Source organism: Marinobacterium sp. BA1, from assembly GCF_041155135.1.
Classification (GTDB): Bacteria; Pseudomonadota; Gammaproteobacteria; order Pseudomonadales; family Balneatricaceae; genus Marinobacterium; species Marinobacterium iners.
Genome location: NZ_BAAFHC010000001.1, coordinates 1122551 through 1146819, shown reverse-complemented (window position 1 = coordinate 1146819; position 24269 = coordinate 1122551). Strand labels below are relative to the sequence as shown.

Below are 24269 nucleotides of genomic sequence, written 5' to 3'. Positions count from 1 at the left end.
GGAGCGTTGTTATGAGTGATTCCAGTTACATCCCGCCAAAAGTCTGGACCTGGGAAGCACCCAGTGGCGGTCAGTTTGCCAGTATTAACCGCCCGGTTGCCGGTGCAAGCCACGAAAAAGAGCTGCCGGTAGGCAAGCATCCCTTGCAGTTGTACTCGCTGGCAACCCCCAATGGAGTCAAGGTGACGATCATGCTGGAGGAGCTGTTGGCACTGGGGCACAGCGGCGCTGAGTACGATGCATGGTTGATTCGTATTGGTGAGGGTGATCAGTTTGGCAGCGGATTTGTGGAGATAAACCCGAACTCCAAGATTCCTGCCATGCTGGACCAGAGTGTTATGCCGGCTCAGCGTGTGTTTGAGTCAGGCTCTATTCTGGTTTATCTAGCCGAAAAATTTGATGCTTTCCTGCCCCAAACAATGCCTGCGCGTACTGAAACCCTCAACTGGCTGTTCTGGCAGATGGGAAGCGCACCTTTCCTGGGCGGTGGTTTTGGTCATTTTTATGCCTATGCACCCGAGAAATACGAATATCCCATCAATCGCTACACCATGGAAGTGAAGCGCCAACTCGATCTACTGAACCGTCAGCTGGCTGAGCATGAGTATGTTGCTGGAGATGAATACACCATCGCTGATATGGCGATCTGGCCCTGGTATGGCGCACTGGTGCTGGGGCGCCTCTATGGTGCCGCCGAGTTTTTGGACGTTGACAGCTATACGCATGTGAAACGCTGGGCCGAAACAATTGATGCTCGTCCAGCTGTTAAACGTGGTCGTCGGGTAAACCGGACCTGGGGTGATGAGGCTGAACAGTTGCCTGAACGGCATAATGCTGACGACTTCGAGGCAGGTGATGCGGATACCCGCTGATAGTCTTTCGAAATGGGCAGCACGCTGATGCTGGCATCCTTAAGTCCAATGGAACTCGCAGGCCAGCTGGTCAGTCTGACAGCGCTTGTCTTATGTCTGATCGCTTTTGCCAGCAAACAGGACCAACGGTTGATGGTCTGGCTGCTGGCGGCGAATGTAGCCTTTGCGCTGCAATTTGCCCTGTTTCAGAGCTGGACAGCCTCAGTGCTGACACTGATTGTGATCCTGCGCATAATTTTGGCCCGCCGTTACCCTGGAAACCTGTGGCTGCTTGGGGTGATATTGGCGCTCAATATGGCTGGAGCCTGGGTGACTTGGCAGAGCTGGCATGACCTTTTCGCTCTGCTGGCCGGTACGTTGGGTACACTGGGCATGTTTTTGCTTCGTGGTATCCCGATGCGGCTGATGCTGGGAGCTGCAGCGCTTTGCTGGATGACCAGCAACATCCTGATCGGCTCAGTGGGAGCCACTCTCGCTGAGGGGCTGGTGCTGGTTACCAACGCCATCACAATCTGGCGGCTGCATCGCCTAAAGCAACAGTATCCTGATCTTGGACACCCCCCGGCAGGCTCATGAGTTGGTGAGCCTTTTGACAGGTGGCAGCTTACAACCCTGCTTGCAGCGAGATCGAAAACGCCAGATGGCAAAACGGTGGTAGGCCCAGTCCAGCGGCCGAGTCAGATGCAGTCGATTGATCACGCTGGCCAGGTGTCTGTAGTAGGGCAGCTCTCGCCAGATCACCATAAAGGCATGTACCCCGGTTTGGAGCTGCCCCTGCCGATCAACCGCATGAATCACGCGCATTGCCTGAATACGATCAAGACCATAGTGCTCTGGATTGGATTCGGGAGTGAAAAGATCCTGCCAATCAACCCGCTGTTGGCGGTCTAGCCGCTGGTAGTGGGCAATTTCCTTGCGACAAAGTGGGCATTGGCCATCATAGAAAAGGATCGGTCGAGTCGGCATCGGGTAATCTCATGCACGCTAGGCTGTGTTTAAGATCCTTACGTCGCACAGGCATAAACAGATCCCGCTCAATTGATTGCGCTGCACCAGGCGGGCAGCTGGGTCTGGTGCAGATGTTCTCGCAGGGTATCGAGCAGTGCTGCTGCAGCCGGGCTCAGTGCTCGTCCCTTGCGGGTAATGATGCAGATTTCACGCTCGATCTGTGGTTCATGCAGCGGAATGAAAACCAGCCCCGCAAAGGAGTGCACGTCGGCGGCCAGGGCCGGCAGCAGGCTGATACCAAGTCCCTGACTGATCAGCGCCGCCATGGCGGCAGGGTTGGATACCTCAATCTGAACCCGGTCCAATCGAATCGGAATATCGCCTCGCTGACTGAAGCGGGTGAGTTGGGCGCGAATGCCGGTATCCTGCGACAGCAACAACAGATGATCATCGGGTATCGCCTGCCATGACAGATGGGTATGCCGCGCCAGAGGATGGTCGCTGGGCACCACCAGTCCGTAACGATCGCGCAACAGCGGGGCGTATTCAAGCTCAGGTTGCTGTGAGTGGTTGCCGGCGACCGCAAAATCCACCTCATTGTTGAGCACGCGCTGCTCCAGGCTGCCGGCACTTTCATCGCGGATGTTGACCTGGATCGAAGGGAAGCGGGTGCGGAACTGCAGCAAGGCTGTGGGCAACAGACGGGTCACGACCGAAGGGGAGCCCGCCACGCTGACATGGCCCTGTTGTAACTGGGCACGGGCGCGCAGGTCGGTCAGTGCTGCGGTAAAGTCCGACAGCAGGCGCTCGGCTACCGGCAGAAAACGCTCTCCTTCTGCACTGAGCACAACGCGCCGAGTGGTGCGGTCAAACAGAATCAGCCCTGCATCCTGCTCCAGCTGTTTGATGGTGGCGGTCAGAGCGGACTGGGTCAGAAACAGGTGCTCGGCGGCGCGTGTAAAGCTGCCGCAGCGCGCGACTTCAATAAAAGCCTGCAGATGACGAATACCGATCGGGCTGCTCATTATTAATTAGTCATGTTGATTAATTTATAGAATTTAATCATTTGAATGATAAATAAAGATTCTGCATCATTACCCACCACTGAACAATGGCTGTCAGACTGTCTATTCTGTTCTGACGACAGCCCGCTTGCGCCTCAAACAAGCCCCGGAGAGCACCATGATCCCTCGTATTGACAGCATCGACGATACTCAAAGCCTGTATCTGGACTTTATCGAAACCCTGAAACAGCAAGGGTTCAAGGGGGATCTGAACTCGGACTATGCCAACCGCGTAGTGCTGGCAACCGACAACAGCATCTATCAGATTCTGCCTCAAGGTGTGCTGTATCCGAAAAACAGTGAAGATCTTGTGCTGATAGCGCGTCTGGCGGATCAACCCCGTTTCCGTTCCATCGTACTGAGTGCTCGCGGCGGCGGCACCGGCACCAACGGGCAGTCGTTGACCGATGGCCTGATCGTTGATGTGTCAAAGCACATGAACCGGATTCTGGAGATCAATCCGGATGAGCGCTGGGTGCGAGTGCAGGGTGGGGTCGTCAAGGACCAGCTCAATGCCGCGCTCAAGCCTTACGGACTCTTTTTTGCGCCGGAGCTGTCCACCAGCAACCGCGCCACCATTGGCGGCATGATCAACACCGATGCCAGCGGCCAGGGATCGGTGCTGTATGGTAAAACCCGTGACCATGTTCTTGAACTCACCAGTGTCTGGCTTGACGGTACGCTGTGGCAATCCGGCCCGATTGATGAGGCCGAGCTGGAAACAATTAAGCAACGTACCGATCGTGTGGGTGAAGTACACCGTCTGCTGGATGGCATTCAGCGTGAGCGACAGGATGAGATTGATACCTGCTTCCCCAAGCTGAACCGCTGCCTGACCGGCTATGATTTGGCCCATATCCGTGATGAATCCGGCCGTTTCAATCTGAACTCCATCCTCTGCGGCGCCGAAGGCTCACTGGCGTTTATCGCTGAAGCAAAGCTCAATGTCTTGCCGATCCCCAAACATGCAGCACTGGTCAACATTAAATATGACAGCTTTGAAGCCTCTTTGCGTGATGCTCAGGCATTGATGCAGTGGCAGCCCACCTCGATCGAGACCGTGGACTCCAAAGTGCTGAATCTGGCAATGGGCGATATCGTCTGGGACAGCGTGCGTAACTACTTCCCCGAGAAAGAGGGCGACCCGGTCATTCAGGGGATCAATCTGGTGGAGTACACCGGTGATGATGAGGAGGAGCTGCGCGAAAAGGTCGAGAAGCTTTGCCGACATCTTGAGCAGATCAGCGGCGAACCGGGTAAAAGCTTCGGCTTCAGCGTGGTGTATGGCGCCAGCGAGATCAACAAGGTCTGGGGCATGCGCAAGAAGGCCGTAGGCCTGTTGGGCAATGCGCAGGGGCAGAAGCGTCCAATCCCGTTTGTGGAAGATACCGCCGTGCCACCGGAAAACCTGGCCGACTTCATCATGGCGTTCCGCAAGGTACTGGATGATCGCGGTCTGGCCTATGGCATGTTTGGTCATGTGGATGCCGGTGTACTGCACGTGCGTCCCGCCATCGACATGAAAGACCCCGAGCAGGAAAAGCTGATCCGTGAAATTACCGATGAGGTGGTGCGCCTGACACAGGAGTACAAGGGGCTGCTCTGGGGCGAGCATGGCAAGGGCGTGCGTTCTGAATATGCCCCCGAGTTTTTCGGCCCGCTCTATCCTGTACTGCAGCAGATCAAGGGCTGTTTCGATCCGCGCAACCAGCTGAACCCGGGCAAAATTGCAACGCCTGCGATTGATGGAGCCGAACTGCTCAAGATCGATGCGGTCCCGACGCGGGGTCAGCATGACCGGCAGATCAGTGCGGCGGTGCGTGAGCAATACGATTCCGCCATGAACTGTAACGGGAACGGTGCCTGCTACAACTACGACCCGAACGATGCCATGTGCCCAAGCTGGAAAGGCACCCGTGAGCGTATTCACTCGCCAAAAGGGCGCGCTTCATTGATCCGTGAATGGCTGCGCCTGATGGCCAGCCGTGGCGTGGATGTGAAAGCGGAAGCTGAAAAGGCACGCAGCCGCAGTGGCCTGCTGGCACTGCCGAAGAAAATCAGCAACACACTGGCCAGGCGCAAGGGGCGCTATGACTTCTCAAACGAAGTACATGAGGCGATGATGGGATGTCTCGCCTGCAAGTCCTGCGTCAGCCAGTGTCCGATCAAGGTTAACGTGCCGGACTTCCGTGCGCGTTTTCTTGAGGTTTATTACGGCCGCTATCTGCGCCCGGTCAAGGATTATCTGGTCGGTAGCCTTGAGTTCATGATCCCAGCGTTGTCGAAGTATCCGGCTCCGTACAACTGGGCCATGCGCAATACATTGGTACGCAGTGTCATGCGCCGTATCGGTGGCATGGTCGACAGCCCCGTGATCTGCACCAACAGCCTCAGGCAAGGTCTGGATCAGCGCGGCATCGACTGGGCCACGCCAGAGGTCGCCAGCAGGCTCAGTGCAGCCCAGCGTGAACGCGCCGTGGTGATCGTGCAGGATGCCTTTACCAGCTACTTTGAAACCCGGCTGGTGCTGGACCTGGTTGATCTGCTGGGCAAACTCGGATTTTACGTCATGGTGGCCCCGTTCATGCCCAACGGCAAACCTCTGCATGTCCATGGCTTTATGGCTGCGTTTGACAAGGCGGCTCAGCGCAATACGCGCATGCTCAACCAACTGGCTGAGTTAGACCTGCCGCTGGTGGGTATCGATCCCTCCATGACACTGACCTACCGCCAGGAGTACAAGGACGCTGTCGAAGGTGAGCTGCCGCCGGTGCAGCTGATTCAGGAATGGCTGAGTCAGCAGCTGGAGCGTGTTGAGCTGCCTGAAATTCTGCCTCAGGGCGAATACCGTCTGATGGCTCACTGCACAGAGAAAACCTCTGCTGCACCGAGCATTCGTCAGTGGCAGAACATTTTTTCTGCATTGGGCCAGCAGCTGGATGTGGTGGCGACAGGATGCTGTGGCATGTCGGGCACCTTCGGTCATGAAACTGCCAACCTGCAGCGCTCGAAGGATATTTATGACCTGAGCTGGCGCGATATCGTCAACCACCCGGAAAACCGGGGCAAGCTGATGGCCACTGGCTACTCCTGCCGCTCTCAGGTGAAACGTTTTGACGATCAGCAGCTGCCGCACCCGGTACAGGTGCTGCTCGATGTAGTATCGGCGGTTTAAGTTCTCAAGGTACGGGGCTGTGGCCCCATGCCTAAGTTGTAGTGCAAACATATAATCGATCGGCGATGATGGCGCACATTTACGCCAACTGAAACAAGGAGCACCCCGATGCAAGATCTGCTGCCTGATCTGTGTGATCACTTTGAGGAACTGGTACGCGTTGTTGAGCCGATGTTCGGCAACTATGGCGGTCGCGAAACCTTCGGTGGTGAGATCGTCACCATCAAGGCGTTTGAAGACAATTCGCTGGTACGCGAGCAAGTTGCTCAGCCCGGCAAAGGCAAGGTGTTGGTAGTGGATGGCGGTGGTTCAATGCGCCGTGCCATGCTGGGGGACATGTTGGCTGAAAAGGCTCAGCAGAATGGCTGGGAAGGGATCATCATCTACGGCTGTATCCGTGATGTGAATGCGATTTCCGAGCTGGATGAGCTGGGGGTCCAGGCACTGGGAACCCATCCCATGAAGACGGAAAAGCTGGGTGTCGGTCAGCTGAACGTACCGGTTACCTTCGGTGGGGTGACCTTTAACCCGGGCGAATTTGTCTATGCGGATAACAACGGCATACTCGTTTCCGAACAAAAGCTGGAACTGCCATCCGCCTGATTACTGTTGCGGCGGGCAAAACTGCCCGCCGCCCATAGCTCTATCGACCAATCCTAACATGCTTTCTTGGATTCCTCTTCAACCTTTTGTTATTTAAAAACAAAAACAGAAAAGTTAAAAAATATTTTAACTTTGCAGTGACAAGCTCAAAGCCAAGGCTATACTGGATTCAACAGCGTACCGGATGTGCGCTGGCCTGTCAGAGCAGGCTGAAAAGGAAGTACACACTGCGCGTATCCGGCTACCCCTTCTCCGGATACGCGCTTTCTTTTATGGGTTTATTCGTACATCGCCTGCATCGACTCTTTGGTCCACTTCAAGCTGTGACGATAGGTTGCTTCATACAGCGAGATATCAAAATCGCTGGGCAACTGATCCCAGTCACCGGATTCATATGCGATCACTTGCCTTAGTAGCTGTCCCATCTTGCCTTCACCTCTAGCCAATGCCGCTTTGATATCCTCGCCCAGGGGCAGCTGCTCAAGCAGTGTTTCCTGATCAATATCCAGCATCGCATGAAGGCCCGACATCATGCCAACCATAAAGAAACCGGACGGGTTGGGTTGATGTTCACTCTGCGCGATCATTTCACACATGTGGCCACGGGTAAGCAAGATGCGGGTAAGCTCCTCCGGCTTATCTCGGTTCGCCGTCATCGCAATCAGGGTGGCCCACTTTCTGATCTGCTCCATTCCAAGCAACACAACAGCCTCCGCGATCGACTCAACCTGGCGCACAAGTGAGTAGGCGGCAGAGTTGACGATGCGCAGCAGCTTATAGGTGAGTATAGGGTCACGGATGATCAAGTCTTCAAGCTTTTCCGGTGTAGCATTGGGCTTCTGCAGCTCCTGCATCAGCTGCATCAAGGCTATCTGATTGGCATTGACCTTGCGGCCCTTCACAACCTTGGGCTTGCTCAGAAAACTGCCCTGGAACAGCTTGTACCCGCTCTCGATGCAGTGTTCAAGCGTGTCGAAGCTGGTGATGTTGGTTGCCAGCAGAGTAGACTTGTAAGGCGCAAGCAGTTCTGCCTGACGGCGAATCTCCTCGCTATCCAACTGGCCAACATCAATTTTGATGATTTTGGCAATTTTAAGGGCAGTATCGTATTCGGGACTGAAGCGGAAGTCGGTGAGCGCAATACGGTAGCCATCTTTCGACATTTTATGCAGAGCGCGCAGCAGATCCATGTTGCCCGGCTCAGTCAGGCGAATACAGATCACGACCTGCTTGGCCGGCAGTGTCGGCATGGTGCCTTCCAGAATCATGCGTGGTGCAATCTGGATAAATGCGGGCACGCGCTTTACTTCGCCCTGATCCGAAATACTGGTATAGGCGTGCAGAATCACCTCTGAGCTGGATTCAGCTTCAGGGTCCGTCTGCAACATCGCGTTCAGGTGTTCGTCTTCCTTGTACAACAGATCATAGGCGATAACACGCTGCTGGTGATCGAAGATCGGCTGTCGGGCCAGCAGAGGCTGTCCCCGTTCAGTATTACTGTCCATTCATGTCCCCGAATCGGCGTTTTCAGGCTGGAAGTGTATAATTTTATCATGTTGCAAGCACCTGCAGGTATGGTTGAGTACGGCCTGCAGGTATAATGCTGCCCCCTGATTTGCAAGCACTGGATTGTTAATGTCACGTATCAACTGGTTTCCCGGACACATGCACAAGGCGCGCAAGGAAATTGCGCAGGTAATGGATGAGATCGATGTGGTGATCGAGGTCCTGGACGCCCGCCTGCCCATGTCGAGTGAAAACCCGCTGGTTGATCAGCTGAGGCGCAACAAGCCAGTCCTGAAACTGCTGAACAAGCAGGACCTTGCCGATCCCGTGCGGACTCAGGAGTGGCTCGACCACTTCAATGCGCGCGAAGCGATCACGGCAGTTGCACTGGATATGCAGCAGAAGGCTTTGATCAAGCGAATTCCGGAACTGTGCAAGCAGATGGTGCCGGCACGCACCCGTCAGGATCGTCCCGTACGTGCAATGATCATGGGCATCCCGAATGTGGGCAAGTCGACTCTGATTAATGCACTGCTTGGGCGCAAGATTGCCAAAGTCGGCAACGAGCCGGCCGTCACGAAGGCTCAGAAGCGTTACAGTGTGCACAACGGCATGGCGTTGTCGGATACACCGGGCATTCTGTGGCCGAAAATCGAGGATGAAGACTCCGGTTACCGCCTTGCCGCCAGCGGTGCGATCAAGGATACCGCCATAGAACATGAACTGGTGGCGGCCTATGCCGCAGGCTTCATGCTGCAGGATTATCCGCAGCGACTGGTGGAGCGTTATAAACTCAAAACCCTGCCAGAAGGGCGCGAAGCACTATTGGATGAGATCGGTCGCAAGCGAGGCTGCCTTCGTCCAGGTGGTGTTGTCGACCGCCACAAGGCGTCTGAAATCCTGCTCACTGAGCTGCGTGCAGGCAAGCTGGGCCCCATAACCTTCGAAACCGTCGAAGAGTGGGAACGTAAACGAATTGAGGCCGAACAGGCCGCCGCCGAAGCCGCTGCACTGGCAGCCGCTGAAGCCGGGGAGAGTAACTGATGAGTCGCGGAAAAAAACAACGCAAGATCGGCGCCTTCATGACCGTACTGGAGCGCAAGCCTAAGAAACAGGAGCGCCTTGCGGATCCGACCAGCAAGGAAGCGCGGCGCAAGCGCGCACTTGAACAGCGCAAGAAACAGAAGTCCGTGTATGAGAAGGCGCAGGGCAGTCAGAACGCGCTGGAACGTGACAAGGCCGCCGGGCGCAAGGGAACCCGTCATGGAGGGCCGCTGGCGGCCAAGATTCGCAAGCTCAATGCTGCCAAAGACAAGCCCCAGGACAAAGCCGTTCAGCCCGATGCTGAACAGGACGATTAAGGCGTGTCTGAGCGGGATGTCATTATAATCGGCGGCGGTGCCTCTGGTCTCATGTGTGCGGCTATTGCGGCCTACCGCGGCCGTCGGGTACTGCTGCTTGAACACACCAAAAAGATCGGTCGCAAGATTCTCATGTCAGGTGGTGGGCGCTGCAACTTTACCCATTTACACAATACGGCAGCCAACTTCCTGAGTGACAATCCGCATTTCTGTAAATCGGCGCTGAGTCGTTTTGGGGCTGCTGATTTTGTTGAGCTGGTTGACCGCCATGGCATCGAATACCACGAGAAAACACCCGGTCAGCTGTTCTGTAACGAATCCAGCAAGGAAATTCTTCAGCTGCTGCTGACCGAGTGTGAATGGGCAGGGGTTGAGATTATGACCGAAACCCAGGTGTTTGAAGTCAAGCCCACCACCAGTGGCTATGCGTTGCGCACATCCCGCGGACAATTTGTTGCCGAATCGGTGGTGGTTGCCACCGGTGGTCTGTCGATTCCCAACGGTGGTGCCACCGGATTTGCCTACCAGATCGCCGAGCAATTCGGACTCAACGTCACACCGCGTCAGGCGGCACTGGTACCCTTTACACTCCAGCCTGATCTGCTGGAGCACCTGAAGCCACTGGCAGGGGTATCTCAGCCGGTCAGAGTCAGTTGTAACGGCGTTTCATTCAATGAGAACCTGCTGTTTACCCACCGCGGCCTGAGCGGTCCAGCCATTCTGCAGATATCATCCTATTGGCGTGGCGGCGATGCAGTTGAAATCGATCTTGTGCCGGGCACTGACCTTGAACACTGGCTCAGGCAGCAACGTGACGAGCGCCCAAAGGCCGAGGTACGTACCCTCATGGCACAGCATATGACCAAGCGCCTGGCACAGACGTTGTGCGATCTCTGGCAAATACACGACGAGATTGGCCAGTGCCGCAATGCGCGCATTGCCGAGATTGCCGAGCGTTTCAACCGATGGCAGGTCAAACCCTCAGGTACCGAGGGCTATCGTACCGCGGAGGTCACTCTTGGAGGCATTGATACGGCTGAGGTGTCTCAAAAAACATTCGCGGCCAACAAGGCCCCGGGGCTGTATTTCATCGGTGAGTGTCTGGATGTGACCGGGCATCTGGGGGGACACAACTTCCAATGGGCCTGGGCTTCAGGTTACTGTGCGGGTCAGCATGTCTAACTGAAGTCGAAATGACAGGGAGATCCACGCATGAAAATTGGCCTGGCACTGGGGAGTGGTTCCGCACGCGGCTGGTCTCATATCGGTGTAATCAGTGCACTGGCCCGGGAAGGGATTAAGCCCGAAATCATTTGCGGCACCTCAATTGGTGCACTGGTTGGCGCTTCCTGTGCAAGTGGCAGTCTCGACCGCCTCGAACAGTGGGTGCGTTCACTGAGCCGATTCGAGACCGCTCGATTTTTCGAACTGAATCTTTCTCGTCAAGGTTTTGTCAATACTGAACGCTTCCACCACTTTCTGAACACCTACATTTCTGATGACGATACCCATATTCAATCACTTCAGTGCGCCTATGGCGCGGTGGCCACCGAGCTGGAGACAGGGCGTGAGGTATGGTTTACCGAGGGCTCACTGTTACAGGCCGTTTGGGCCTCAATCTCGTTACCGGGCCTGTTTCCAGCCATTCGTCATGATCACCACTGGCTGGTAGACGGCGGCCTGGTGAACCCGGTGCCGGTATCTCTGTGCCGAGCGATGGGTGCTGAGGTGGTGATTGCGGTCAATCTGAATGGCGATATCATCGGGCGCCACCTGCATAAACCTAAACCGGTCGAAACACAAAAGCCGCGCAATGGCGTGATGGGTCGGTTAACTGAGCTGGTCGACGAATACACAACCCGGCTGACCGGAGCTGATGAGCCTGAGGATCATTCACCGAGCATGTTTGATGCCATTGCCGGCTCGATCAATATCATACAGGACCGTATTACACGTAGCCGCATGGCGGGGGATCCACCCGATATCCTGCTGTCGCCACCGCTGGCCGATATTGGGTTGCTGGAGTTTTACCGAGCAGAAGAAGCGATCAGGGAAGGGGAGCGGGCGGTGGAAGAGATGCTGCCAACCATTCACCGCCTGCTGCAGCGCTAGATCTTATCGACCTCTGTAGAGGCCTTCACGTTTTTCAACAAATGCCATCACCGCTTCCTGATGATCATCGGTGTTGTGCAGCATCCCCTGCCAGGCAGCACAAAATTCCAGAAAGTCCGGCAGTTCGTGCCGCTGTGCCTGTTTCATCAGGCGCTTGCTCATGCGCAATGCCTGTGGCGGCTTGGCAGCCATCTGGCGAGCCAGCGTCATGACCCTCGTCATCAGCTGATCCTGAGGCACCTGTTCCAGCATAAGTCCAATCTCGACCGCTTCCTCTGCGTGAACCAGGCGTCCGGTCAGAGTGATTTCTGCCGCTCGCTGATAACCGATCAAGCGCTGCAAAAACCAGGCACCACCATCACCGGGGATAATGCCAAGATTAACGAACGTCTCACCGAAAGTGGCGCGTTCGGAACCGATCCGAATATCGCACATGCAGGCAAGGTCACAGCCGGCACCAATCGCTGGGCCATTAACAGCCGCGATGACGGGAATCTCGGCGCGATGGAGCGCCAAGGGAATACGCTGGATACCCTGACGGTACTTGCGTTCCAGTTCCAGTGCATCACCGCCGAAGGGACCCTGGCGGTGGTCACCATCACGGTACTGCATCTCCTTGATATTGCCACCAGCACAGAACGCGCTGCCATCACCGGTAATTACCAGTACAGAAACTGTAGGGGCGCGATTGGCCCATTCAACGGTAGTGACAATGTCATCGATCAGGGCCGTACCGGTCAGGGCGTTGCGCAGGTCATCGCGTGCAAGCGTGAGTACGGCAACCCGATCCTCCAGCTCCAGCCGGGCATCCTGTAGCGTGGGCATGGCGTTAGTCATGAAGCACTCCCTGTCATTATCCTTGTTGGCTGTAAATTGTGACGGTAGGACACAAGAATAACAGAACATATCCGGGTTGGGAGTCATGTTTATGAAACAAAAAAGGGCAGACCAAAGTCTGCCCAGTATCAGATCGGGAAGGAGATGGATTGACAGCTCAGTCCCATGGCGGTAGTTCTGTGCTCATTTGCTACTGGAATGAGTTTTGAAAATAGTTCAGTATCTGGTGATTATGGATACTGTGCTGCGGGATACTGCGCACAACACTTCGCACAAATGCGCATGCGCAGTATCAAAATATTGACTCGTAAAGCCACTATGAACCTGATTTTGGAACAGACTGACCAAGTACGCTTTTTTACAAATATGCGAGAGGTCATAGCAGCGTTGGGTATTAGTTGCTCTGATTACGATTGGTATGTGAGCGATATCGAGACAAATGGCTTTCAGTTTCCCGAGGGCTGGCACCCTGGCAGTGAGCTTGAGTCCCTGATCGCCAACGAAGATATACAGTTCATATGGGCCGTATTCAGCGCCTTTCCCAAGGGAGTAAGGGTAGACGTAGGAAAAGCGCCATACGTTGATGGTAACCCGCATTACTGGGATGGCTCTGAGCCCGGGCCTCAACTGGACGGGGCCAGCTTTGAAATCGCATGCTGGGACAGCAGCGCGACCATCCTCGTTGGATTGGACGCAGAAAAGGCTGGAAGTTATCGATCAACTTTTTCTGATACTGTGGATCTGAAATCCGCTGCCCGGAAATAAGTTAACAAATCGGTCACTCGGACGGACTAACGTGCGTCGGTGCGCTAAGTGTTACGAGAGCTAGGAAACAAATAAATGATTCGCGACTATCGGGCAGCCGATATTGATCAAATCTTGGGAATCTGGCTATCTGCATCGGTTAAAGCCCACAGCTTTATCGAACCTGAGTTTTGGAAGTCGATGATTGGCATGATGCGTGATGTATACATTCCTGCATCGGAGACGCTTGTATATGAAAAAGAGGGAAAGGTGGTTGGTTTCTATAGCCTGTATGAGAACAATCTAGCTGCGATCTTTGTGAGACCAGGCCTGCAAGGTAAAGGATTGGGTTCTGCTCTGATTTATGATGCGAAGAATAGGCGAGAGAAGATTCAGCTCACTGTTTATAAAGATAATATTCCGAGCATCAAATTTTATGAGAAGCACGGATTCAATTTACTTGGAGAGCAGATCGATGAGCACACTGGGCACCCTGAGCTCATCATGGAATATCACTCGTAAACTCGCGCCGCTGTGTTTTGCATCATGCATAAAGGAGAAATAAGAAAATGAATCAACATCCAGTACAGCTTCAAATCGAAAGGGCAGACAAAGCTATCGTTGCTGAGGATTTCGATGTCCTCATGGATATCTATACTGATAACGCAGTATTAGTTATAGAGCCGGGCCGGAATGCAGTAGGAAAAAGTGAAATCCGTAAAGCTTTTGAAGCTATAGCTGTATATTTCAAAAACGGATTGCAAGTTGAGCAAAACGGTATGGAGATACTAGAGTCGGGAGATACAGCTTTGGTGCTAGCAAACACTGTAGTATCGGGTCCAGGCTTTCCGGCTGCCGAACGCAAGGCTACATACGTATTCAATAAATCACCTAGTGGCGCCTGGCTATGTTCTATTGACAATTCATACGGCCATGAAATTATTAGTTTGCACATGCGCTTTTAGAACAGGCACGGCGACGCTATGCAGCATTATGGAACTGGGAACTGAGGTTAATATATGGAAAGCGTTAAAGCCGATGCGGCTCTGTATCTATTGACGGGACTGCTTCAGCGTCTTGATGCTGAGCGTCCTGGCATGCTCCAGGAAATGATCGCGGGTGTTGAAGGCGACCGGGCAGCACTTCCAGAAAATATTGAGAACAGAGAGCATGTAGAGAAGATTTTTGAACAGGCATTGGAGTTACTAGCCCGTGCCAACACTGCATAACCAGTGCAGGCACGGCGACACCCACTACGGCTCCATTCCGTGGGCGCGCTTGCTGCAAGGTGTTAAATGTACAGAAGGAGATCCCCTATGGGGTTGAAGGGAAGCTGTTTGTGTGGCGAGATACGTTACGAAATCGACTCTCTGGATATGCCGATCGTGCATTGCCATTGTCAGACCTGTCGTAAAGCCCATGCGGCCCCGTTTGCCTCCACCGCGGGAGTAAAGCGCGAGAATTTCCGTTGGCTCAGTGGCATAGACTCTATTTCTACGTTCGAATCATCTCCTGGCAAATTGCGCCATTTCTGCAAACGCTGTGGATCTCATTTGGTTGCTGAGAGGCTTGGGCAGCCTCACGTAATTGTTCGGGTAGCCACTCTGGACGATGATCCCGGTTTGAAGCCAGAGGCCCATATTTGGGTGTCGCACGACGTGCCATGGCTTGAGTACAATAGGGCGTGCAAGCATAGGGAATGGCGCGACGACATTTAACAAATCAATCAAGTCCGTTCCCGGCCTGGCGACCGTCCACTGGATGCCCTAATCGGGCGCCCTTTATGCGGGCGTAATATGTAAAAACCTTCACTAACACTAAGGAAATGAATTAACCGATGGAAAAGTTTATGAAGAAAGGAGTCTTTCTTGCCACCGTCATGCTTGCGCTTACAGCATGCCAATCAAACGATCAGTTGAAGCCTGTTTCACAGATCAAACCCGGAGTAGCCAGTGAAGGCACTCTTGCCAATGCACAGTTGGTTTCCGATACCACTGCAGCCTTAGAGCAGTTGCCCGAAGGTTTGAGAGTTAAACCGGGCGCCAAAATTTTCAAGTTCGTAGTTCAGCAACCTGTTGGGGTACAAGGCTCTCGTGCATGGAGAGAAATGTGGATTGCTGATCCAAAGGGCGCTGCAAACCGGTTCCTCATCACCTTCACCGAAGCTGGATTGGGCGCTGCCGATTTCCAAATTCAACCAATGAAATAAGCACAGAACCGCAGAACGGCTTGGCCGTTGGTTACAAACACCTCACAGGTGGGCTCGCAGCAAACGGATATGCTTCTGAGTGGATTCTGAATGGCATGACCGATGAACACTTTTCGGTTGTGATTCAGGTTGGTCGGGAGTTTGTGTCCAAAGCGGTTGCTCATCTCCAAGAGAGGAGAGGCAAAAAAACCGCGCCATCTCGGGGAAGAATGGCGCGGTTCTGTGATATTTCGGGACACAATAGGAACACGAAATATTCTTTATTCATAGCCCCTTGATCTGCAAGGGGCTATGAGACCAGATCAGAACTGGTTCATGGTGTTGTCTTTACCAGAGGCTTTCAGTGCAGCGTCACCAGAGAAGTACTCTTTGTGATCGTCGCCCATGTCGGAGCCTGCCATGTTCTGGTGCTTAACGCAGGCGATACCCTGACGGATCTCCTTGCGCTGTACGCCAGCCACGTAGCCCAGCATGCCAGCGTCACCGAAGTACTCTTTGGCCAGGTTGTCGGTAGACAGGGCCGCAGTGTGGTAAGTCGGCAGAGTGATCAGGTGGTGGAAGATGCCTGCTTCGCGGGCTGCATCAGCCTGGAAGGTGCGGATCTTCTCGTCAGCAACGGCGGCCAGTTCGGTTTCGTCGTATTCAACGCTCATCAGGTTTGCACGGTCGTACAGGGATACATCCTGACCGGCTTCAGCCATCGCATCGAACACCTGCTGGCGGAAGTTCAGCGTCCAGTTGAAGGACGGGCTGTTGTTGTACACCAGCTTGGCATTGGGTACTTCTTCACGGATGCGGTTAACCATCGCAGCGATCTGGCCTACGTGCGGCTTCTCGGTCTCGATCCACAGCAGGTCGGCACCGTTCTGCAGCGAGGTGATGCAGTCCAGAACCACGCGGTCTTCACCGGAGCCTTTCTTGAACTGGAACAGGCCAGAGGCCAGGCGCTTCGGCTTCAGCAGCTTGCCGTTAGCCTTAACAACCACGTCACCGTTGTCGATGTCAGCTGCGCTGTCGATGTAATCACCATCCAGGAAGCTGTTGTACTTGTCGCCCAGGTCGCCCGGTTCGTTGGTTACGGCGATCTGCTTGGTCAGGCCGGCACCCAGAGAGTCGGTACGGGCAACGATGACACCGTCTTCAACACCCAGCTCCAGGAATGCGTAGCGTACGGCGCGGATCTTGGCCAGGAAGTCGGCGTGCGGAACGGTTACCTTGCCATCCTGGTGACCACACTGCTTCTCGTCAGATACCTGGTTTTCGATCTGGATCGCACAGGCACCGGCTTCGATCATTTTCTTGGCCAGCAGGTAAGTGGCTTCTTCGTTACCGAAACCGGCGTCAATGTCGGCGATGATCGGCACAACGTGGGTCTGGAAGTTGTCGATCTGAGCCTGGATGTCAGCTTCTTTCGCTGCATCACCGGCTTCGCGAGCGTCGTCCAGCTGGCGGAACAGTCCGCCCATTTCACGGGCATCAGCCTGGCGCAGGAAGGTGTAGAGCTCTTCGATCAGCGCCGGTACAGAGGTTTTCTCGTGCATGGACTGGTCGGGCAGCGGACCAAATTCGGAACGCAGCGCGGCAATCATCCAGCCGGACAGGTACAGGTAGCGCTTGTTGGTGTTACCGAAGTGCTTCTTGATGGCGATCAGCTTCTGCTGACCGATGAAACCATGCCAGCAACCCAGAGATTGAGTGTACTGAGAGCTGTCGGCATCGTACTCGGCCATATCCTGACGCATGATCTTGGCAGTGTAGCGTGCGATATCCAGACCGGTCTTGAAACGGTTCTGAATGCGCATGCGAGCCGCGTATTCAGGGTTGATCGCTTCCCAGGTGTTGCCGGCGGCAGCGCGGACGGTAGCGATGGCATCGATCTCGTTTTTGTAAGCTGACATGGTCATTCCTTCACAGTGTTTGTGTTTAGGTAATGTTGGATCGGGTAACCCCGTTCCAGATCTTGCGGCGCTGTCATTCCGCTGGAGTGGCAGTGCCTTGTTGAAGCGAATAATGGGCGCATGCTGTGAGGGTGTCAAAATGATTTTGTGCACAGCAACAAAAATGTAGTCTCACTACATTCGAAACCTTTTTTCGGCTGTAATTTAACTACAATAGGAAAACGAGTCTGAAACTCTAAAACCCCAGTAATTACCGTGGTTTGAGTGCCTAAAACTTAAGGATTAGCCACTTTGGTATTAGTCAATAAAAACGTGTTTTACACGGGTTTTAAGTTATTTTGGTTATCTGGCTTATATCTAAAAAATCTAAAAAATTCTCACTACATTTACAGTAAAAATTCGCTATATCAGTGACTTATGGTGGATTTCCTTACGACCAAAGTCGATCCGAAATAAAAAAGGCCACTCGTGAAAGAATGGCCTTTAGAGTTGAAATGAGAGTTTGATGCCGCTTATTCGAGATACAGGCTACCTTGGTTGAGTAATGCCAGCAGCAGCGGTGCTGTCTCGTCATCAAACAAAGGTCTAAACCTGTGATGAAGACACAATTGCTGCGCTAGGTTTTTTGCTGCAACTGCGAAAACAGGAAAAGGCTGCCCATCCGCAAACAAGGTCAGGCTGGAATCGCTGTTCTGATGCCAAGCCAGTCGTGCCCCTTCTGCACGCACCAGTTCCGCACCCTCCTCAAGTGCTTCAGCCAACTCGGCTGCTGTCAGGGTTTCATCACTTCCGGCCAGCTCCGGGTACTTTGGCTCAGTCATGAAGGTACCAAACCAGTGTGCAAGTCGGTCAGGGTCGCCAAGGTATTGCTGCAGGATTGAGCTTAGGCGGGCAATTGCGGCTGCATCAATTTCACCGGGTTTGGCAGTCAATGCCAGGTCAGCATCGGTGTAACGCAAGTCGGTACTGAGTGAGTCGCATAGCGTGTCGGTCAGGCCACGCAAGATCTCTGCATGGGAAGGGGCGCGAAACCCGATCGACCAGGTCATGCAGCCATCACCCACACCCACCCCGTTGTGACCCACACGGGGCGGCAAGTAGAGCATATCCCCCGGGTTCAGTTCCCAGCTCTGCTCGGCATGCCATTCAGGCAAGATCATGACCGGAGTATCTTCACGTCGAGGGGAGTCTTCACCAAACAGGCCACCCACTTCCCAGCGGCGCACGCCCTCTGCCTGCAGCAGGAACACATCATAGTTGTCATAATGCGGTCCCACACCACCGCCATCACTGGCGTAACTGATCATCAGATCATCGCGGCGCCACTGAGGAATGAAGTTGAAAGCCTCCAGCAGCGGGGCAACATCCGGCACCCAGTGATCCACGGCCTGTACCAGCAGAGTCCAGGGGGCGTCACCCAGCTCAGCAAAGCGTTCGGGTGCAAAAGGGCCGTGCTCAAGTGCCCAGTGCCCGCTGGCTGGATCATTGATGATCAGGCGTGACTCGATATCATCTTCACATGCCAGGCCGGCCAACTCATCTGCATCGATTGCCGGTTGGAAGCCGGGGAAGGCGTTACGAATCAAAAGGGGCTTTTTCTGCCAGTAGTCACGCAGAAAGATTTCAGGGCTTAGCTCGCCCCAATTCAGTTCAGTGATCAAGATTAAGCAGCTCCGCCATTTCAGTGACCGCATCTTCAAGCTCAGCCATCACCTTGCGCTTGTCGCGGTTGGCCAGTGCGGCCTGACGGTCGTTACCGACCATACGAATACACTTCTGAATACGCGCCATGCAGCTGTGCACACCGTCAACGTTAAACTCGAACTGTTCGTAGTCGCGAGCGGTCTGTTGCAGGCCGTTGCGCAGGGCTTCGGCCTGGGCGGCCAGCTCAAGCAGGCTGTGTGAATGGCTCATTGATCTCTCCTTGTTGATTGCAGACCTCAGTCTGACAGAGTGGTGCATTGGCAACGAAGTCAACTTTGGTTCAGTGCTTCTCGCGCTCCAGCACCTCTTCAACCGAAGTCAGAATGCCGCGCAACATGCCCAACTCGGCCTTTTCGGGGCGGGTGCGATTGAAGTAACGGCGCAGTTTGTCCATCACTCGCCCCTCATGCTGGGGGATGATGAAGCCGGTGCGACGCAGCACCTTTTCAAGATGTTCATAAAACAGGGTGATCTCACCCTGGCGTGGATAGGGTGCAGGCTCGGCTACGGCTTTTGCACCACGGGCGGCTCGGCGCAGCTCGTAGGTGACCAGCTGTATCGCCTGGGCGATGTTGAGTACCGGATAGTCTTCATTGGCATCAATGTAAAGATGGCGGTTGCACAGCAGCATCTCCTCATTGGTCAGCCCCATGGTTTCGCGGCCAAACAGAATGGCGATCTGGCCACTGCGGGCCTCATCCACCATCATGGCTGCGGCTGCTTCGGCGTCCATCAGAGGCTGATCGAAGCTGCGCTGGCGTGCACTGGTACCAATAACCAGCTGGCAATCGGCAATGGCCTCTTCGACGCTCTGAACGACCACGGCATTGTCGAGCAGATCCTTGGCACCGGCTGCACGTGATTCGGCCTCTGCATGCGGAAACTCGATGGGGTCAACTAGCCAGAGCTGGCTCAGGCCCATATTTTTCAAAGCACGGGCCGCAGCGCCGATGTTGCCGGGGTGAAAGGTGTTGACCATGATGATGCGAATATTGTCGAGCATGCGGTGCCTCACAAACAGAATTGAGCCGCATTATAGGGGGCAAGACGGGTGAGACAAAGTAACAGAGGACGTATCAGACTCACAGTCGTCGACACCAGTGTTCAAGGTCGTGCACAAAGCGCTCTTTATGCCAGAGGTGTGGCGAGTGATCCGCCTTGGGGTAAATATGTAGCTCGGGGAAGGGCAGCTGGGCCTCAACCCATTGCGACACCTCCGAGCCGTAGAACTGACTGCTGTCACCGTAGATCAGCAGAGTCGGCAGGTCGATCTGTGGCAGCAGGTCGCGGTAATCCTGCTGTGTCAGTGAATCCCAGCACCGAGTCAGTGCCGGTGCGTTCAGTCCGCGAAGATAATCACGCATCTGCTGAAACCCACGCGAGTTGGCTTCATAGTTCTCGCGGCTGCGTCGATTAAGGCCGTGTGCCGCCAATTCCAGCACTCCTTCCGCGAAGTCCTGCTCCAGCCGTTGCAGGAAGCGCTGGTTGCGGTCGTAATCAAAGTCGCCGTAGATGCCCAGGGGCCAGTCGATATCGGTAACCAGTTTGGGGGACTGGTCTACTATGCACAGACCACCGAGGCGTCCAAGTCCATAGCTGCGAATGTACTCCCAGCTGATAAGAGCACCCATGGAGTGGCCCACCAGTACCACATCGCGCAGATCATATTCGGTTAGCAGACGGTCAAGATCGGCCGCCATCTGGCTGATCGCCATCTGATCGCACGGTGGAGGTTCATGGGTGCCGTGTCCACGGGCATCCCAGCAAAACACCTGGTGGGATTCGGCCAGCTCGGAGGCGAAAGGGAGCCATTCGCGAGCGCCGGAGGTCCAGCCATGCAGAAACACAATTGGCTGGCCCTTGCCCAGGCTGACATATCGGATGGGGTGATTATCGGTAGCGAGCAGTGTTTCCATACCTGCACCTGTAAAAGACTGGACTGTGATGGAATCAAAAACGGGGCCAAAAGGCCCCGTGAAACAACTTAGATGCGCTTGGCCTGAGCCGCGGCGTTGCCGGTGTAGAGTGATGGTGTCAGCGCCTTGAGTTCATCCTTGGCACTCTGGGGCATCTCCAGCGTGTCGATGAAATCCTGAATGGTAGCCTGGTTCATGGTCTTGCCACGAGTCAGGTCCTTCAGTTTCTCGTAGGGCTTTTCAATGCCGTAGCGGCGCATCACGGTTTGAATCGGCTCGGCCAGCACTTCCCAAGCGTTGTCGAGGTCTTCAGCCAGGCGAGCAGCGTTGATTTCCAGCTTGCTGATCCCCTTGAGGCTGGCCTGGTAGGCGATCAGGCTGTGGCCAAAACCGACACCCAGGTTGCGCAGTACGGTGGAGTCAGTCAGGTCACGCTGCCAGCGGGAGATCGGCAGTTTGCTAGCCAGGTGCTGCATGATCGCATTGGCGATACCCAAGTTGCCTTCGGAGTTTTCGAAGTCGATCGGGTTAACCTTGTGCGGCATGGTGGAAGAGCCTACTTCACCGGCCACTGTCTTTTGCTTGAAGAAACCAAGCGAGATGTAGCCCCACACATCACGGTCAAAATCGATCAGGATGGTGTTGAAACGGCACACGGCATCAAACAGCTCGGCGATGTAGTCATGCGGCTCGATCTGAGTGGTGTACGGGTTCCAGCTCAGCCCCAGGCTCTCGACGAAAGATTTGGCGTTGGCTTCCCAGTCGATATCGGCATAGGCGGACAGGTGAGCATTGTAGTTACCTACGGCACCGTTGATCTTGCCAAGATATTCGATATTGTCGATCTGCTTCAACTGACGCTGCAGGCGGTACGCAACGTTGGCCATCTCCTTGCCCATGGTGCTCGGCGAAGCGGTCTGGCCGTGGGTGCGGCACAGCATCGGTTGGTCAGCATGTTCGCGCCCCAGTGCCGCGATGGCATCGGTTACCTGCTGCATCTGGTTGCGGGTGACTTCAACTCCATGGCGCAGCATCAGTGCGTGCGACAGGTTGTTGATGTCTTCCGAGGTGCAGGCGAAGTGAACAAACTCACTGATCGCGGCCAGCTCGGCGTTGTCGGCGATCTGCTCCTTGATAAAGTACTCGACCGCCTTTACATCGTGGTTGGTAGTACGTTCAATTTCCTTGATGCGCTCGGCATGCTCGATACCGAACTCGTCCACGATGCGGTTCAGCTGCGCGTTGGCGGCTTCACTCAGCGCCGGAACCTCCACAATCTGCGGGTGGGCGGCCAGCTGCTGCAGCCAGCGGATCTCGACCTGGACGCGGAAACGGATCAGACCGAATTCACTGAATACAGCACGCAGGTCGGCAGTTTTGCTGCCGTAGCGGCCATCAACCGGGGATACGGCGGTAAGGGCAGAAAGCTCCATGTTACACAGTCTCACTCTTGGCTTGCGTCGATAAAGCGCGAATTATACGGGAAATGGCCGCAGCTGGGTACGCCAGTGCGGCTCTGGATCAGGATGACTTAAGGATGCGTCTCAACGAAGGCTTGAGGCGCGAACGGAAGAACAGCATATGCCAGCGCTTGCCACCGACCTGCCGCCAGAGCAGTGCAGAACGGATACCGGCCAGCAACAGAGCGCGAATACGTGCGGCGTTTTCGGTGTTCTGCAGATGCCTTGGATCACCGCTAACCTGGATACGGAAGCTGAAGGTGCTCACGGTGGTCTGATACAGGCCATCCAGCGCCGCGATCACGTTGCTGTGGGTATAGGCTGAAGGGTCGAGTTCGGCGTTGTCATCCTGCTCACTGAAATAGCGCGCCTTGCGTGCCACCTCATCGATACCTTCGCCGATCTTTTGCATCACGTCAGGGTGTTTGTCGAGCTGACGCTCCAACATGATCATGCCCAGCACATATTGCACAATCTGCTTGTTCTGGGCGCTCTCGTTCTTGTCCACCATGTCCTGCAGGTGACGCAGGCCAAGGTTGAGCGAGTAGGGGATGTTGCTGACACCGCCATAGACATCTTCCGTCTGGCGCGGATCGGTCACGAACAGGCTGGCGATGCTGGTTTCAAGGTTGTTCTGCGGCACCATGCCGCGACGGGCGATCTGGTCCACCAGGCTGGCGGCCTGAAACATTCCGGCCAGCGCGATGGTTTGTTCATCATGTTGACGCGACATCAGTGCTCCTTAGCCGAGCCGGCTATCGAATGGCGCGAAGTGGTTTCGATGACACCACCACCAAGACAAAGGTCATCAATATAGAGTACAACAGACTGGCCCGGGGTTACGGCACGCTGCGGCTGGTCAAACACCACTCTGTAACCGCCTTCGGCAGCGGCTTCCACGGTGCAGTCCTGATCCGCCTGACGGTAACGCACCTTAGCCTTGCAGCGCAGCGGCAGCTCGGGTGCTTCGCCGCTGATCCAGAAAATATCACCTGCATGCAGCCAGTTGGAATAGAGCAGGGGATGTTGTCCCTGAACCGCGATCAACACGTTTCGATCCAGATCTTTCGCCGCCGCAAACCAGGGCTCTTCAGGATAATCTTTCAGCCCCCCTATGCCGAGCCCCTGACGCTGACCGATGGTGTAATACATCAGTCCCTGGTGCTCACCGATCACGTCACCGTCAGGTGTTTCGATTTTGCCAGCCTGTGCCGGCAGATACTGTTTCAGGAAGTCGCTGAAGCGACGCTCGCCGATAAAGCAGATACCGGTACTGTCTTTCTTGTCATGGGTTATCAGCCCATGTTCTTCCGCCAGTCGACGTACTTCGGGCTTTTCCAGCTCGCCAACCGGGAAAAGTGTCAGTTTAAGCTCATCTTCGCCGACCTGATGCAGAAAATAACTCTGGTCCTTGTTCGGGTCCAGTCCCTTGAGCAGTACGGTATGGCCGTCACGCTCACCACGGCGCACGTAATGGCCGGTCGCAATCAGATCAGCGCCCAGCAGCTGAGCATACTCAAGAAATGCCTTGAACTTGATCTCGCGGTTGCAAAGAATATCCGGGTTGGGTGTGCGCCCGGCCTTGTATTCTTCCAGAAAGTGTTCGAATACATTGTCCCAGTACTCGGCCGCAAAGTTGGCGCTGTGCAGCGGGATGCCCAGTTTGTCACACACGGCCTGGGCATCGGCCATATCTTCCTTGGCCGTGCAGTATTCGGTTCCGTCATCCTCTTCCCAGTTTTTCATGAACAGGCCTTCGACCTGATAGCCCTGCTGCAGCAACAGCAGAGCCGATACGGAAGAGTCAACACCGCCGGACATGCCGACGATCACTTTGGTCTGGGCGTTAGCAGAATTCAT

26 protein-coding genes are annotated in these 24269 nt (G+C 54.8%); 14 read left to right on the top strand and 12 right to left on the bottom strand.

What is annotated here, in order from left to right:
- Positions 1-11 precede the first annotated feature (11 nt).
- On the top strand, positions 12-872 hold the full coding sequence (gene yghU, locus ACAM29_RS05575; RefSeq protein ID WP_369623478.1) for a glutathione-dependent disulfide-bond oxidoreductase: 861 nt from the start codon (positions 12-14) through the stop codon (positions 870-872).
- Between the two features lie 27 nt (positions 873-899).
- Positions 900-1448 carry a YgjV family protein gene (locus ACAM29_RS05570; protein ID WP_091824551.1) on the top strand — a complete coding sequence of 183 codons (549 nt, stop codon included), beginning with the start codon at positions 900-902 and terminating at the stop codon, positions 1446-1448.
- Here the strand turns inward: ACAM29_RS05570 and ACAM29_RS05565 are convergent.
- Positions 1443-1838 (bottom strand): thiol-disulfide oxidoreductase DCC family protein, encoded by a 396-nt coding sequence (locus tag ACAM29_RS05565; protein WP_369623477.1) that lies wholly within the window; start codon positions 1836-1838, stop codon positions 1443-1445. The genes ACAM29_RS05570 and ACAM29_RS05565 overlap by 6 nt on opposite strands.
- A gap of 68 nt (positions 1839-1906) precedes the next feature.
- Complete coding sequence (locus tag ACAM29_RS05560; RefSeq protein WP_369623476.1) at positions 1907-2845, bottom strand: LysR family transcriptional regulator; 939 nt, start codon at positions 2843-2845, stop codon at positions 1907-1909.
- Between the two features lie 157 nt (positions 2846-3002).
- On the opposite strand from ACAM29_RS05560, the gene ACAM29_RS05555 reads away from it, so the two are divergent.
- On the top strand, positions 3003-6059 hold the full coding sequence (locus tag ACAM29_RS05555; RefSeq protein WP_369623475.1) for an FAD-binding and (Fe-S)-binding domain-containing protein: 3057 nt from the start codon (positions 3003-3005) through the stop codon (positions 6057-6059).
- Positions 6060-6167: 108 nt separating this feature from the next.
- Entirely contained in the window at positions 6168-6662 is a 495-nt protein-coding gene (gene rraA, locus ACAM29_RS05550; protein WP_369623474.1) for a ribonuclease E activity regulator RraA, read from the top strand.
- A gap of 278 nt (positions 6663-6940) precedes the next feature.
- Here rraA and ACAM29_RS05545 read toward each other — a convergent pair whose 3' ends face one another.
- Complete coding sequence (locus ACAM29_RS05545; RefSeq protein ID WP_206841502.1) at positions 6941-8167, bottom strand: EAL and HDOD domain-containing protein; 1227 nt, start codon at positions 8165-8167, stop codon at positions 6941-6943.
- 130 nt (positions 8168-8297) lie between these two features.
- On the opposite strand from ACAM29_RS05545, the gene ylqF reads away from it, so the two are divergent.
- Genes ylqF through rssA form a run of 4 tightly spaced genes read left to right on the top strand, consistent with a single transcriptional unit; the run spans position 8298 to position 11641 of the window.
- Entirely contained in the window at positions 8298-9212 is a 915-nt protein-coding gene (gene ylqF / locus ACAM29_RS05540; protein ID WP_206841505.1) for a ribosome biogenesis GTPase YlqF, read from the top strand.
- Positions 9212-9529, top strand: a complete 318-nt coding sequence (locus ACAM29_RS05535; RefSeq protein WP_091824219.1) for a hypothetical protein — start codon at positions 9212-9214, stop codon at positions 9527-9529. Before ylqF ends, ACAM29_RS05535 begins: the two co-directional genes overlap by 1 nt.
- A 3-nt stretch (positions 9530-9532) precedes the next feature.
- Positions 9533-10711: an NAD(P)/FAD-dependent oxidoreductase gene (locus tag ACAM29_RS05530; protein ID WP_354407436.1), complete on the top strand. Its 1179-nt coding sequence runs from the start codon at positions 9533-9535 to the stop codon at positions 10709-10711.
- 30 nt (positions 10712-10741) lie between these two features.
- Positions 10742-11641: a patatin-like phospholipase RssA gene (gene rssA / locus ACAM29_RS05525; RefSeq protein WP_369623473.1), complete on the top strand. Its 900-nt coding sequence runs from the start codon at positions 10742-10744 to the stop codon at positions 11639-11641.
- 3 nt (positions 11642-11644) lie between these two features.
- Here rssA and ACAM29_RS05520 read toward each other — a convergent pair whose 3' ends face one another.
- Positions 11645-12478 carry an enoyl-CoA hydratase-related protein gene (locus tag ACAM29_RS05520; RefSeq protein ID WP_369623472.1) on the bottom strand — a complete coding sequence of 278 codons (834 nt, stop codon included), beginning with the start codon at positions 12476-12478 and terminating at the stop codon, positions 11645-11647.
- 165 nt (positions 12479-12643) lie between these two features.
- On the opposite strand from ACAM29_RS05520, the gene ACAM29_RS05515 reads away from it, so the two are divergent.
- The 6 genes from ACAM29_RS05515 to ACAM29_RS05490 all read left to right on the top strand — a co-directional run bounded on the left by ACAM29_RS05515 (position 12644) and on the right by ACAM29_RS05490 (position 15431).
- Positions 12644-13243, top strand: a complete 600-nt coding sequence (locus ACAM29_RS05515) for a hypothetical protein (protein WP_369623471.1) — start codon at positions 12644-12646, stop codon at positions 13241-13243.
- 75 nt (positions 13244-13318) lie between these two features.
- A complete protein-coding gene (locus ACAM29_RS05510) occupies positions 13319-13744 on the top strand; it encodes an N-acetyltransferase (protein WP_369623470.1) in 426 nt (141 codons plus the stop codon).
- Between the two features lie 47 nt (positions 13745-13791).
- The gene (locus ACAM29_RS05505) at positions 13792-14187 is read left to right on the top strand and encodes a DUF4440 domain-containing protein (protein ID WP_369623469.1); all 396 of its coding nucleotides are present in this window, start codon (positions 13792-13794) and stop codon (positions 14185-14187) included.
- 54 nt (positions 14188-14241) lie between these two features.
- The gene (locus ACAM29_RS05500; protein ID WP_091824194.1) at positions 14242-14451 is read left to right on the top strand and encodes a hypothetical protein; all 210 of its coding nucleotides are present in this window, start codon (positions 14242-14244) and stop codon (positions 14449-14451) included.
- 66 nt (positions 14452-14517) lie between these two features.
- Positions 14518-14940: a GFA family protein gene (locus ACAM29_RS05495; protein WP_309546606.1), complete on the top strand. Its 423-nt coding sequence runs from the start codon at positions 14518-14520 to the stop codon at positions 14938-14940.
- Positions 14941-15059: 119 nt separating this feature from the next.
- Positions 15060-15431 (top strand): hypothetical protein, encoded by a 372-nt coding sequence (locus tag ACAM29_RS05490; RefSeq protein ID WP_369623468.1) that lies wholly within the window; start codon positions 15060-15062, stop codon positions 15429-15431.
- Between the two features lie 302 nt (positions 15432-15733).
- On the opposite strand, the gene ACAM29_RS05485 is transcribed toward ACAM29_RS05490, so the two are convergent.
- From ACAM29_RS05485 to mnmA, 8 genes are all read right to left on the bottom strand, one after another.
- Entirely contained in the window at positions 15734-17329 is a 1596-nt protein-coding gene (locus ACAM29_RS05485) for an isocitrate lyase (RefSeq protein ID WP_369623467.1), read from the bottom strand.
- 512 nt (positions 17330-17841) lie between these two features.
- Positions 17842-18990, bottom strand: coding sequence for a cupin domain-containing protein (locus ACAM29_RS05480; RefSeq protein ID WP_091824178.1), 1149 nt, complete (start codon positions 18988-18990; stop codon positions 17842-17844).
- Positions 18980-19243 (bottom strand): hypothetical protein, encoded by a 264-nt coding sequence (locus tag ACAM29_RS05475; RefSeq protein WP_091824175.1) that lies wholly within the window; start codon positions 19241-19243, stop codon positions 18980-18982. Before ACAM29_RS05475 ends, ACAM29_RS05480 begins: the two co-directional genes overlap by 11 nt.
- A 70-nt stretch (positions 19244-19313) precedes the next feature.
- Positions 19314-20036 carry an RNA methyltransferase gene (locus ACAM29_RS05470; RefSeq protein WP_369623466.1) on the bottom strand — a complete coding sequence of 241 codons (723 nt, stop codon included), beginning with the start codon at positions 20034-20036 and terminating at the stop codon, positions 19314-19316.
- Between the two features lie 79 nt (positions 20037-20115).
- Positions 20116-20949 carry an alpha/beta fold hydrolase gene (locus tag ACAM29_RS05465; RefSeq protein WP_369623465.1) on the bottom strand — a complete coding sequence of 278 codons (834 nt, stop codon included), beginning with the start codon at positions 20947-20949 and terminating at the stop codon, positions 20116-20118.
- Between the two features lie 68 nt (positions 20950-21017).
- Positions 21018-22382: an adenylosuccinate lyase gene (purB, locus tag ACAM29_RS05460; RefSeq protein WP_369623464.1), complete on the bottom strand. Its 1365-nt coding sequence runs from the start codon at positions 22380-22382 to the stop codon at positions 21018-21020.
- Positions 22383-22470: 88 nt separating this feature from the next.
- Entirely contained in the window at positions 22471-23142 is a 672-nt protein-coding gene (hflD, locus tag ACAM29_RS05455) for a high frequency lysogenization protein HflD (RefSeq protein WP_369623463.1), read from the bottom strand.
- Positions 23142-24269 (bottom strand): tRNA 2-thiouridine(34) synthase MnmA, encoded by a 1128-nt coding sequence (mnmA, locus tag ACAM29_RS05450; RefSeq protein WP_369623462.1) that lies wholly within the window; start codon positions 24267-24269, stop codon positions 23142-23144. Before mnmA ends, hflD begins: the two co-directional genes overlap by 1 nt.